This is a genomic window from Candidatus Omnitrophota bacterium (assembly GCA_041649175.1).
Classification (GTDB): Bacteria; Omnitrophota; Gorgyraeia; order Zapsychrales; family JBAZNR01; genus JBAZNR01.
Genome location: JBAZNR010000001.1, coordinates 917,471 through 930,222 on the forward strand (window position 1 = coordinate 917,471; position 12,752 = coordinate 930,222).

General features: G+C 44.7%; 12 protein-coding genes. All 12 read left to right on the forward strand.

The annotated features are described in order from the left end of the window. Positions 1 to 6: 6 nt before the first annotated feature. The 12 genes from WC676_03760 to WC676_03815 are packed head-to-tail and all read left to right on the forward strand — an operon-like array spanning position 7 to position 12,665. Complete coding sequence (locus tag WC676_03760; protein ID MFA5059722.1) at positions 7 to 1,605, forward strand: SUMF1/EgtB/PvdO family nonheme iron enzyme; 1,599 nt, start codon at positions 7 to 9, stop codon at positions 1,603 to 1,605. Between the two features lie 46 nt (positions 1,606 to 1,651). Beyond that, on the forward strand, positions 1,652 to 2,362 hold the full coding sequence (hoxU, locus tag WC676_03765; GenBank protein MFA5059723.1) for a bidirectional hydrogenase complex protein HoxU: 711 nt from the start codon (positions 1,652 to 1,654) through the stop codon (positions 2,360 to 2,362). Beyond that, a complete protein-coding gene (locus WC676_03770; protein MFA5059724.1) occupies positions 2,359 to 2,898 on the forward strand; it encodes an NADP oxidoreductase in 540 nt (179 codons plus the stop codon). Before hoxU ends, WC676_03770 begins: the two co-directional genes overlap by 4 nt. After that, positions 2,891 to 4,318: a Ni/Fe hydrogenase subunit alpha gene (locus tag WC676_03775; protein ID MFA5059725.1), complete on the forward strand. Its 1,428-nt coding sequence runs from the start codon at positions 2,891 to 2,893 to the stop codon at positions 4,316 to 4,318. Before WC676_03770 ends, WC676_03775 begins: the two co-directional genes overlap by 8 nt. Continuing rightward, entirely contained in the window at positions 4,319 to 4,762 is a 444-nt protein-coding gene (locus WC676_03780; protein MFA5059726.1) for a hydrogenase maturation protease, read from the forward strand. It abuts the gene before it with no gap. Continuing rightward, positions 4,755 to 5,096 carry a hydrogenase maturation nickel metallochaperone HypA gene (locus tag WC676_03785; GenBank protein MFA5059727.1) on the forward strand — a complete coding sequence of 114 codons (342 nt, stop codon included), beginning with the start codon at positions 4,755 to 4,757 and terminating at the stop codon, positions 5,094 to 5,096. Before WC676_03780 ends, WC676_03785 begins: the two co-directional genes overlap by 8 nt. A gap of 31 nt (positions 5,097 to 5,127) precedes the next feature. Then, positions 5,128 to 7,449, forward strand: a complete 2,322-nt coding sequence (hypF, locus tag WC676_03790; protein MFA5059728.1) for a carbamoyltransferase HypF — start codon at positions 5,128 to 5,130, stop codon at positions 7,447 to 7,449. A 1-nt stretch (position 7,450) separates the two neighbouring features. Then, the gene (locus WC676_03795; protein ID MFA5059729.1) at positions 7,451 to 7,705 is read left to right on the forward strand and encodes a HypC/HybG/HupF family hydrogenase formation chaperone; all 255 of its coding nucleotides are present in this window, start codon (positions 7,451 to 7,453) and stop codon (positions 7,703 to 7,705) included. An 18-nt stretch (positions 7,706 to 7,723) separates the two neighbouring features. Beyond that, a complete protein-coding gene (hypD, locus tag WC676_03800; GenBank protein ID MFA5059730.1) occupies positions 7,724 to 8,836 on the forward strand; it encodes a hydrogenase formation protein HypD in 1,113 nt (370 codons plus the stop codon). Between the two features lie 3 nt (positions 8,837 to 8,839). Further along, positions 8,840 to 9,901: a hydrogenase expression/formation protein HypE gene (gene hypE / locus WC676_03805; protein MFA5059731.1), complete on the forward strand. Its 1,062-nt coding sequence runs from the start codon at positions 8,840 to 8,842 to the stop codon at positions 9,899 to 9,901. A 46-nt stretch (positions 9,902 to 9,947) separates the two neighbouring features. Continuing rightward, positions 9,948 to 11,873, forward strand: a complete 1,926-nt coding sequence (locus tag WC676_03810) for a GNAT family N-acetyltransferase (protein ID MFA5059732.1) — start codon at positions 9,948 to 9,950, stop codon at positions 11,871 to 11,873. A gap of 6 nt (positions 11,874 to 11,879) precedes the next feature. Then, a complete protein-coding gene (locus WC676_03815; GenBank protein MFA5059733.1) occupies positions 11,880 to 12,665 on the forward strand; it encodes a radical SAM protein in 786 nt (261 codons plus the stop codon). Positions 12,666 to 12,752: the final 87 nt, after the last annotated feature.

A 12,752-nucleotide genomic window follows, 5' to 3' on the forward strand; every position in this document is an offset into this window, starting at 1 on the left:
CTTATTATGAATAAGAAAGTAATTATTACAGCGCTGTTATTCGTGATGGGCTGTTTTGCCGTTCATCAAGAATGCGCTTTTGCCAATAACCTTGCGGTCTCCAACGTGACGATGAGTACGCGTGATCCGGCTAATGACACTTTTATTTTACAATTCGATGTTTCTTGGAACAATTCTTGGCGCAATAAGATAAATCATGATGCCATTTGGTTTTTTGTCAAAGTGGATACCGGCACAGCACCTTATTCCCATTGTTTGATGAAAACTTCCGGTGCTAGTCCCACGGGATTTTCCGCGGGCTCAGATACGAATTTAGCCATTTATGTCCCATCCGATAAAACGGGAGCATTTTTACGCCCGTCATCTTATAGAGCCATGGGTAGTGTTTCCTCAACCAGTGTCCAGCTCAAGGTAGATTATGGTGCCAGCAGCTGCAATATTGCGGATACGGCAAGCATTACGCCTTATGTTTACGGCATTGAAATGGTTTATGTTCCGCAGGGAGAATTTTATGTCGGGGATTTTGCTACAAGTACAAGTAGTTTTAAGCAGGGTTCTGCGGACGACGATCCTTGGTATATTTCCAGCGAAGGAACCTTGCTCACAACCAGCGGAGCATCGGACGGGTATTATTATGTTGACTCGACAGCAACAGTCGGAGCTGAATTTCTTGACGGTGATATCTTTACCATTCCGGCGGCTTTTCCCAAAGGTTATCAAGCCTTTTATTGCATGAAATATGAAGTAACCGAAGGACAATACGTTGATTTTATTAATAGCCTTAGTCCGGAAGCGGCAAAAACTCGGGATATTACGGATACCACAGGAAAGAACTCCGATAGCGTGATTGTGCGCAATACGATCACAATTAATTCGGCAGTTCCGACTGCCACGACCACTCGTTCTGATCGCGCTTTAAACTACATCAGCTGGATGGACTTGTCTGCCTATCTTGATTGGGCGGCCCTTCGCCCTATGACAGAATTAGAATATGAAAAAGTTGCCCGCGGCCCGGTTATTCCTGTTAAGGGAGAGTATGCCTGGGGCACGACGGATATTATTCGCGCTGTTACTATTTCCATTAGCCCCGAAGACGGTACCGAAACTGTAACCACAACCGATGGCATAGGAAGGGCATATGTTAATCAGGGAGGTAGGACTTTTAGCCGAGGAGATGTCCATTTGGGAGTGGAGTATACCCGAGGGCCGCTTCGCGTAGGCATTTTTGCTACGGCAACAGCGGACAGGGTAACAGCAGGAGCCGGTTATTACGGAGCAATGGAGCTTAGCGGTAATGTTTCGGAGATGGTAGTTATTATCGGTAATTCTTGGGGAATTACATATACCGGTGGTCATGGAGATGGCGCCTTAACGACGAGCACAACAAATCAAGGCAATGCGAATGTGACAGGGTGGGTATTATTGGATCCGGCTGATTCTGCTAGAGGCATCACGGGATATACGGGTTCTGCCGATAGAGGCGATGGATGGACTGCTGCCAGTGGAACAATTTCATATCGCCGCCGCTATCTTGACAATGTTGGTATGGATGGGATCCCGCGCAAGCATTACATAGGCGGACGCGGTGTAAGAACATACAATTAAAGATCAAGGTTTTTAGGAACTTAAAGAAGCTTAAGGAGGATGGTGAATGCCTGTAAAAATTCCGATCACGATTGACGATAAGCCTATTGAAATTGATTCTGGAAAAACAATTCTGGAGGCATGTCGGGAAAACGGCATCGATATCCCGACGATGTGTCACTTGGAAGGGCTTAAAGATGTGGGGGCTTGCCGGATGTGTTTAATTGAGATCGAAGGCATCCCAAAGCTTTTGCCGTCTTGCACCACAAAACCGGCGCCGAATCAGAAAATAAAAACCCAATCGGAAAAGATCAAGAAATACCGACGGATGACGGTCGAATTGCTTTTTGCCGAACGTAATCACGTTTGTTCTATTTGTGCCGCCAATAATAATTGCGAGCTTCAGGATTTGGGCTACAAAGTCGGAATGGAACATGTGCGTTTTCCGTACCTTTTTCCTCAATGCCAAATTGATGCCTCGCACGAAAAATATATCATTGATCATAACCGCTGTATTTTATGTACGCGCTGTGTGCGTGTTTGCGGCGATATCGAAGGCGCCCATAACTGGAACGTGATGGGGCGCGGATTTCAATCGCGTATTATTTCTGATTTTAATCAGCCCTGGGGCCAATCTACGACGTGTACGTCGTGCGGAAAATGCATTGAGGTTTGCCCGACGGGAGCATTATTGCCCAAAGGAATTTTTCAGGGGCAATTAGATAAAACTCCTGAATCAATCGTTGAACTTGCCAGAAAAAGAAAGATGAGCCTATGAACAAGAAAAAAATTGCGACCGTGTGGTTGGCCGGATGCTCCGGATGTCATATGTCTTTGTTGGATATTGATGAACGGATCTTAGATGTCGTGAAATTGGCCGATATTGTCAAAAGCCCTATTGTGGACGGAAAAGAATTTCCGGATGTCGATGTGGCTTTGGTAGAAGGGTCGGTAGCCAGCGACGAACATTTGCGAGAGATCAAGCATATCCGCGCGCACTCTAAGATCCTTATTTCATTCGGTGATTGCGCGGTAACGGGTAATGTGTCGGCGCTAAGGAATTTTATTACTAAGGAAGCGGCTTTAAATCGCGCTTATATTGAGGCGGAAAGTAATGACCAAGGCCTTATCCCTGATTCACCGGAAATTCAAAAGCTCATTGATCGGGTTTATCCTTTGCACGAAATTGTTAAAGTGGATTATTATATCCCGGGATGCCCTCCATCGGCTGATCTTATCTTTTATGTGTTAAGCGAGCTTTTGTGTGACCGGGTTCCCAATTTAGAGGAAGGAAGGAAATTGAAATATGGATAAAAAAATAACCATTAGCCCTGTGACGCGTATTGAGGGCCATGCCAAGATCACGATCCAGCTAGGCGAAGACGGGCAAGTTAAAGATGCGCTTTTTCACGTGAATGAATTTCGCGGATTTGAAAAATTCTGCGAAGGCCGCGTTTATACAGAAATGCCTTCTATCACGCCGCGTATTTGCGGAATTTGTCCCGTGAGCCACGCTGTTTCTAGCGCGAAGGCCTGCGAAATGATCATGAAAGTTCAGGTTCCGTATACAGGAACGCTTTTACGGCGCTTGATCCATCTTGGGCAAATGATCTCTTCGCATGCGCTAAGCTTCTTTCATCTTTCTTCACCGGATTTTCTCTTAGGGTGGGATTCTGACCCCACCACGCGTAACATTGTTGGTTTGGCGGAAAAATTTCCGGATATTGCCAAACGCGGAATCCGTTTGCGCAAATTTGGCCAGGAGATCAGTGAACGGCTGACGGGCAAAAAAGTCCATATTATGGGTATTATCGCCGGAGGATTTTCTTATCCACTGGAAGAAGCTAATCGCAAAGCACTTTTAGAATGGATCCCGGAAGCGCTAGAGACAACTAAGATCGGCATTGATATTTTTAAGAAGTATTACGCGCAAAATAAAAAAGAAGTTGAATCGTTCGCTAATTTTGAAACATTGCACTTGGGAACTGTTGGGCCCGACGGTGAATTGGAATTATACGACGGTAAACTGCGCTATGTGGATGCCCATGGAAAAATGTTAGCCGATCAACTTGATCCCAAAAACTATCTTGATTTTATTGCCGAGCGCCCTATTGCTTGGTCGTATTTAAAGTATCCGTATTATAAACCGGCCGGTTATCCGCAAGGATTTTACCGTGTCGGGCCTTTGGCGCGGCTTAATGTGGCTTCAAAAATGAAAACGCCTTTAGCTCAAGCCGAGTTTAAAAATTACAAAGATTTGGGCCGCGGCAAACCGCTCAATGGTTCTTTTTATTTTCATTACGCGCGGCTCATTGAAACCTTAGGATGTATTGAAGAAGCGCGAGATATTCTTAATGATCCTAAAATCCTTTCGACAGAAATTCAGGCCGTTGCCTCACGCAATCAATCGGAGGGCGTGGGCTGTTCTGAGGCGCCGCGTGGAACATTGTTCCATCATTATAAAACCGATGATAACGGTGTGTTGACCAAGGTCAATCTTTTGATCGCTACGGGTCAGAATAATCCGGCGATGAACCGCTCAGTTTTAGAAGTTGCCAAACAATACGTTAAGGGAAGCGATGTGAAAGAAGGGGCTTTAAACCGGGTTGAGGCGGCTATTCGCTGTTATGATCCGTGCCTTTCTTGCTCGACGCATGCCATCGGCGCTATGCCGCTGATCGTGGAGATCCATGACCATCAAGGAAGAATTTTAAATTCTATCAAACGGGGATAAATGATCTGTCTCATTGGCTACGGAAATAATATGCGTTCGGATGACGGTATAGGAATTTATGTGGCGCAGAAAATTGCCGCGGAAAATAATCCGAATGTCAAAGTTTGCGTATCTCATCAACTGCACATTGAAATGCTGGAAGAAGCGGTTTTGTATGATAAGGTCATTTTAGTGGATGCGGCGGCTGGCGGAGAAGAAGTTGTCTTTCGAAAAGTGGATGCCGGCTCAAAAGCTTACGTTGCTTCGTCGCATCATTTAAGCCCGGAACTTTTCTTCAATCTGGCTGAAAAAATCTACAGAAAAAATATCAATCTTTACGCGTGTTCGATTAAAGGAGAGTCGTTTGAGCTTGGGAACACGATCTCTCCGATCGTTTACACACGCGCAGAAAAATCCATTGACCTTATCCATTCTTTGATCAATAAGGATCTTGTTTATGCATGAAGGTGTTTTTACCGAACAGATCGTGGAGGCTATTCTCGCTCAGGTGAAAAAAGATTCCTTGGGGAAACCCAAAAGAATTAAAGTGAATGTCGGAGAAGTTTTTCATCTTCAGAAAGATTCTGTCTTGATGCATTATCAGATCCTAACGCAAAATACCGATCTTTGCGGTGTCGATCTTGACTTAACCGAAGAGACTGTTCGTGTTTTATGTAATGGTTGTCAAAAAGAAGGCCCGGTCGAAGATCATCATCTTTTGATGTGTTCATACTGCGATTCACGCGACGTTAAAATGATCAGCGGCGATAGGATCTCTATAGAGTCTATTGAGGTTTAGTGATCGCTGGTGTTGTTTAGAGGGTTTTGTTATGAGTGTCCTGCCTCAAGTGCTTCCCGCGCAAAAACAAGGCGCGGCTCGTCTTAAAATTATTGTTCAAGGAACTGTTCAGGGAGTTGGGTTCCGGCCGTTTATTTTCCGCTTGGCTCAAGAGCTGAAATTAACGGGCTGGGTCAAAAATTCTTTGTCGGGCGCGGTTATTGAAGCCGAAGGGGCAAAAGAAAATTTAGAACATTTTATTATCCGCATTAAAAAAGAAAAACCTCCGCAGTCATTTATTCAGAGCTTGGAATTCTCTTTTTTAGACGCAATTGGCCACTCAAGTTTTGAAATAAAGGCAAGTGATGACACAGGGAAAAAGACGGCCTTGATCTTACCGGATTTCGCAACTTGTCCGGATTGCCGTGATGAAATTTTTGACGCCCTTAGCCGGCGTTATTTATATCCGTTTACCAATTGTACGCATTGCGGCCCGCGGTTTACGATCGTTGAAACTCTTCCTTATGACCGCAAAAATACATCGATGAAGGGTTTTACGATGTGCCCGGATTGCCAAAGGGAATATGAAGACCCTCAAAACCGCCGTTTCCACGCGCAGCCCAACGCTTGCCCCGCTTGCGGCCCGCAATTAGAATTATGGAACAAAGATGGGAAAGTTTTATCGCGAAAACACGAAGCTGTCCTTGCGGCGGCGCAGGCTATTCGCGATGGAAAGATCGTCGCGCTTAAAGGATTGGGCGGTTTTCATCTGATAGTGGACGCGCGAAATGAGACGGCTATTTTGCGTTTACGCAAGCTTAAATTCCGCCAAGAAAAACCCTTCGCGCTGATGTTTCCCTCCATAAAAGATATTGAAAAAGTTTGTGAAGTGTCGGGCCTAGAACGGAATTCCTTAGAATCCGGCGAAGCGCCGATCGTTATCTTGCGCAGGAAAAAAGGAACACCAGGTCTTTCTTCGATCGCGCCGTCGGTAGCGCCAAAAAATCCGTGTTTAGCCGTTATGTTGCCATATACGCCGCTTCATCATATTTTACTTAAATTACTTTCTTTTCCGATCGTTGCCACCAGCGGGAATTTATCGGATGAACCGATCTCTACCGATGAACATGAAGCCTTAGGGCGGCTTGGCGGTATTGCGGACCTATTTTTAATTCATGATCGCCCCATTGTCCGCCACGCGGATGATTCTATTGTTAAAATGATCGCCGGAAGGCCGATGATTTTCCGTCGGGCGCGCGGATTCGCGCCGCTTCCCATTGAAACAAATGATGTTTTGCCTCCCGCTGTTTCTGTCGGAGGCCATTTGAAAAACACCATCGCCGTCACTGCCGGAAATAATATTTTTATCAGCCAGCATATTGGCGATCTGGAAACCCATCAATCAACGCAAGCCTTTGAACAAGCCATTAAGGATTTTAGAGGCCTTTACGAGGTAAGTCCCAGCTATGTTGCTTGCGATATGCATCCGGAATATTTATCAACCAAGTACGCCAAGAATTTAAAAATTCCGGTAAAAAGCATTCAGCATCATCACGCGCATATTGTTTCCTGCATGGCGGAAAATGAAATAGATGGACAAGTGTTGGGCGTTGCTTGGGACGGAACCGGTTTTGGCACCGATGGATGTATTTGGGGCGGGGAATTTCTTTTTTCATCTTTGTCGGATTTTAAACGAACGGCATACTTACGCTATTTTCCTCTTCCCGGTGGTGAAAAAGCGGTCAGAGAACCTCGGCGCAGTGCTTTGGGAATTTTGTATACGATGTTCGGTGAAAAAGCTTTTGAGCAGAAAAGCGTTGCTCCTACCCGTGCTTTTAAACCCCAGGAACTTTATGTTATTTCGAAAATGTTAAAACAAAGCATTCATTCGCCTTTGACATCAAGCGTGGGAAGATTATTTGATGCTGTGAGCTCTCTTTTGGATTTGCATCACATAACAAACTTTGAGGGCCAAGCGGCGATGAGCTTGGAACATCTCACCGAAGATGTTCAGACAAAAGAGTTTTATCCTTTTCATGTTTCCTCAACTGATCCTATGATTATTGATTGGGAACCGATGATCTTAGATATTTTAAAAGATATTAAAGACGAAATTTCTCCGGAGATAATTTCTGCAAAATTCCATAATGCGCTCAGTGAAATGATCGTCGCGATCGCTCGAATTTCAAACGAAGAAAAAGTTGTTTTAAGCGGCGGTTGTTTTCAAAATAGATATTTAACGCAGTGCGCTGTTGCGCGCCTTCGTGAAGAGGGTTTTAAGCCGTATTGGCATCAACGTGTTCCGTGCAATGACGGCGGGATTTCTTTAGGGCAGATGGTGGCCGCGTCTTGCCAAATCAATAAAGGGGTGTAAGATGTGTCTAGCTATTCCCGGGAAAGTGATGACTGTCGAAGGCAGTGAGCCTTTTTTAAAAATGGGAAAAGTTAATTTTGGCGGCATTATTAAGGAAGTTTCCTTGGCGTATGTGCCGGATGTTTGTATCGGTGATTATGTGATCGTTCATGTGGGTTTTGCCATTAGTAAAGTGGACGAAGAAGAAGCCTTGCAGGTTTTTGAATACTTAAAAAAGATGGATGAGCTTCAGGAATTAGAAGGACAATCCGCTTAGAAAAAAAGCAGGAAGACCATGAAATTCTTAGACGAATACCGCGACGCAAAATCAGCTCAGCGCTTAAGCCAAGAGATCAATAAGATCACCACGAAGCCGTGGACTATTATGGAGATCTGCGGCGGGCAAACACATGCTATTGTTAAATTCGGCATTGATGAACTTTTGCCAAAGCATATTACTTTAGTTCACGGGCCGGGATGTCCGGTGTGCGTAACACCGCTGGAGCTTATTGATAAAGCGATCACAATTGCTTCGCGCCCGGATGTTATTTTTTGTTCGTTCGGCGATATGATGCGCGTGCCGGGTTCTTCAACCGATCTTTTAGCGGTGAAAGCCAAAGGCGGGGATGTGCGCATGGTTTATTCGCCTTTGGATGTCTTAAAAATCGCGCAGGCTAATCCGTCAAAAGAAGTTGTTTTCTTTGCCGTCGGATTTGAAACAACGGCGCCGGCTAATGCCATGGCGGTTTATCAGGCGAAGAGCAAAAATATCCCTAATTTCTCTATGTTGGTTTCTCACGTCTTGGTTCCTCCGGCGATGGAAGCTATTTTGTCGTCGCCGCATAATCGCGTTCAAGGTTTTTTGGCGGCCGGCCACGTGTGTACGGTGATGGGATATGACGAATATGAACCCATCGCTTTAAAATATAAAATTCCTATTGTTGTCACGGGATTTGAACCGCTGGATATTTTGCAAGGCATTTATATGTGCGTTAAACAATTGGAAGAGAAAAAGTTTATCGTGGAAAACCAATATACGCGTTCGGTCAAAAAAGAAGGCAATCAACCGGCGCAGTATGTTATTAAGGAAGTCTTTAAGATCGTCCATCGCAAGTGGCGTGGAGTTGGCCAAATTGAAAAAAGTGGCCTTGGATTTCAAAAGGATTATGAGCAATTTGACGCGGAATTGAAATTTGGCGTTGCCGATTATACGGCGGAAGAATCTAGCGAGTGCATGAGTGGTTTGGTGCTGCAGGGATTAAAAAAACCAAATGAATGTCCGGCCTTTGGAAATAAATGTAAACCGGAGCATCCTCTGGGAGCAACGATGGTTTCTTCCGAAGGGGCTTGCGCGGCGTATTATCGTTACCGCGGATTTTCCTTGAGCGCAAAAAAAGAAACTATTTAGATTATGATAGAAAAACAAACAAGTAATTTTACGCTTTCATGCCCGATCTCTTTAACAGATTATCCGGCGGTGACTTTAGCGCATGGCGGCGGCGGAAAATTGATGCACGATTTGATCCAGAAAATGTTCGCGGCCACCTTTGGCGATTGCGTGTTGCAATCTTCATCCGATGCGGCTATTTTAAATATTCCAACAGAAAAACTTGCTTTTACCACCGATTCTTTTGTGGTCAAGCCGCTTTTTTTTCCGGGCGGCGATATCGGGTCTTTGGCTGTTTATGGAACGGTCAATGATTTGAGTATGGTTGGGGCTCGTCCGCTTTATTTAAGCGTTGGACTTATTCTGGAAGAAGGCTTGCCGATGGAAACGCTTTGGAAAGTGGTTAAATCCATACATCAAGCGGCGCAAAAATCCGGTGTTTCCATTGTAACGGGTGACACGAAAGTTGTGGATAAAGGCAAAGGCGACGGGATTTTTATTAATACGACCGGAATTGGAACGTTAGAGCGCGGAAAAGTATTATTGCCGGCGAACATTCAAAAAGGTGATCAAATTATTATTAACGGCGATATCGGACGCCATGGAATTGCCATTATGGCGGTACGCGAAGGATTAGAGTTTGAAAGCGCTATTGAAAGTGACGCCGCACCTTTAGCGGAATTGGTTGGAAAACTTTTATCGGAAAATATAGAAATTCATTGTTTACGCGATCTAACACGCGGCGGATTGGCCAGTGCTTTAAATGAAATTGCGCTAGCCGCGAATATTGCCATTGCGATCGATGAAAATAAGATCTCTGTTCGGGAAGATGTCCAGGGAGCTTGCGAAATTTTAGGGTTTGATCCGCTTTATGTTGCCAATGAAGGCCGTTTCGTGGCTTTTGTCGCGGCGAAAGATGCCCAGCGCGCGCTAAAGATCGTGAGCGCGCATCCGCAAGGCGCGGGAGCAGTTTGCGTCGGAGAAGTTGTGGATGGGGCGGTGCCGATGGTGACGATGAAAAGTAAGATTGGCGCGATGAGGATCATTGATATGTTAAGCGGCGAACAATTGCCGAGAATTTGTTAAATTTTGAGATAAAACACTTTTAAAAAGAAAGATGAGGGTAAAAACAGTGCAGTACTATTCGGATTACAAATGGACCAAGAGAAAGAAGCCCGTCTGGGTTAACGCTGATATGGCGATCCAAAAGATCAAGAAAGGAAAGAGGATCTTGATCGGGTCAGGTTGCGCCGAACCGCAGCATTTGGTAGAGGCCTTGGTGCGCAATGCCGACCGGTTTTATGATAATGAGGTTGTCCATATTTTAACGGTCGGCATTGCGCCTTATGTCGACCCTAAATATGCCAAGTCATTTCGCCATAGCGCCTTTTTTATGGGAAAAAATGTCCGCGGGGCCGTAAGCGAAGGCCATGCGGATTATACGCCGATCTTTTTATCAGAGATCCCGCTTCTTTTTAAAACCGGACAAATGCCGCTACACGCTGTCCTTGTTCAGGTATCACCGCCGGATAAAAAAGGATTTGTTTCTTTAGGCGTTAGTGTTGATGTTCTGCTAGCGGCGATTTCTGTTGCCGATATTGTGATCGCTCAAGTGAATAAGTCCATGCCGCGTACTTGCGGAAAATCCAATATTCCGCTTAGCTGTATCGATTATCTAGTAGAAGCCGACGAAAAGATCTTGGAATTTCCGCAAAGCGAACCGGATGATACTTCTTCCCAGATCGGTAAACATATCGCGCGTTATATTCGAGACGGAGATACGCTTCAATTAGGGATCGGCGGCATTCCGGATGCGGTTTTAAAGAATTTGTCGGATAAAAATGACTTAGGCATTCATACCGAAATGATCTCCGATGGAGTTGTGGATCTTTACAAAAACGGTAATATTACCAACAAGCTTAAAGGAATTCATAAAGGACAATCTATTTTGGGTTTTGTTCTGGCATCCAAAAAAATATTTGATGTGGTGCGTGAAAATCCCGATTTCCAGTTCTATCCCACCGAATACACCAATGATCCCTTTGTGATCAGCCAGAATAAAAATATGGTTTCTATTAATTCGGCCATTCAAATTGATCTTACCGGACAGGTTTGCTCGGATAGTTTAGGAACTAAATTTTTTAGCGGTTTTGGCGGGCAAGTCGATTTTGTTCGCGGGTCCAAGCGCTCTCCCGGCGGACGCTCCTTTATCGCGTTTCCTTCAACGGCCAAAAGCGGAACGATCTCTAAAATTGTCCCTTATCTTGATCAAGGGGCAGGTGTTGTAACCTCGCGCGCGGATGTCCATTATGTGGCTACTGAATACGGCATCGCGCATTTGCATGGGAAAAATATCCGTGAACGGGGCTTGGCCCTTATTCAGATCGCCCATCCAAAATTCCGTGATGAACTTTTGGATTACATGAAACAAAAACATTATGTTTACTTAGACCAAAGAACGATCAAAGACGATCACAGTCCGGTCAAAGATCTTATTCCGTTCAAGAAAGCTTTCAAAGGAAAAACTGTTTACTTTCGCCCCTTGCGCCCTTCCGACGAGAAAGCCATCCAGGATTTCTTCTATAGCCATGACCCGGAAACGATCTATCAGCGCTATTTAACGCAGGTAGAATCTCTTCCTCATGAAGAAGCCCGCGCGCGGGTTTCGGTTGATTACAACAAAGACATGGCGATCGCCGGATTTGACTCGCCGGCGCCTCATGCTCAGATGGTTTGCCTGGGAAGATATTTCCGCAATGAAGATAATTCAGCCATCGCTGGCCTCGTTGTTAAGGAAAGCTACCAGGGAATTGGCATAGGGTCTTTTATGGCAGAATGTTTATTGAAGGCGGCGAAATGGCACAATGTATCAAAATTGATCGGCAATGTGGGTGAGAACAATAAGGCCATGATCAAGATCTATAAAGAACAAGGTTTCCAGAAAACACTTAGCTCCGACGGGAAAAAGTATGTTTTTTCCATCGACATCGTTCCGGAAACTCCCGAGAAAGCTGCCGGCAGCGCCGAGCAGCCCTTTATCTGGGATAAAAAATCTTAAAAAGATATGACGAAGAAAAATTATAAATATCTTTATGGGCCGCTTCACTCATGGCGGCTGGGGTCTTCTTTGGGGATCGATCCTATCTCAACTAAGGAAAAGGTCTGCAATTTCGATTGCATCTATTGCCAGTTGGGAAAAACAAAGAAACTTGTTTGCGATCGTCACGAATTTGTTTCGACTCATGATCTTATCGAAGAAATTAAGTTATTGCCGGAAAGCCTCCATATAGATTATTTCACTTTTTCCGGGCGGGGCGAACCGACTTTGGCTAAAAACTTAGGGCACATGATCAAAGAGCTTCATAAGATCCGAAAAGAGAAAATTGCCGTCATTACTAATTCGTCACTCATGCATTTGGTGGATGTGCAAATGGATCTATCAAAAGCTGATTTTGTTTTAGCCAAATTGGACGTTTGTTCGCAAGAAACTTTAAACGAGGTCGGCCGCGCTATGCACACGATCGAATTTAAAGCGATCGTGAACGGCATCATTTCGTTTAAAAAACATTTTCATGGCAAATTAGCCCTGCAGGTGATGTTCGTTCATCAAAATAAGGCAAGTGCGAGTGAGATCGCGAAGATCGTAAGGAAAATTAAACCCCACGAAGTGCATCTTAATACGCCTCTTCGTCCTTCGTCTGTTAAGCCTTTGTCGCGGGAAGAACTTGGCGCGATCGAAGATTGTTTTTTTAAAGGTTTGCCGGTCACAAATGTTTTTGAAGTAGGAAAAAAAGAAGTGGAACCCTTTGACAAGAAGGAAACTGTCCGTCGGCACGGATATTTCAAGTAAGAAAGGTAAAATTTCTGTTTACAAGGGAACACTAGATGTTGTATGATGCAGTCAGAAATACACAATATATAGCGATAAAAAGATTTT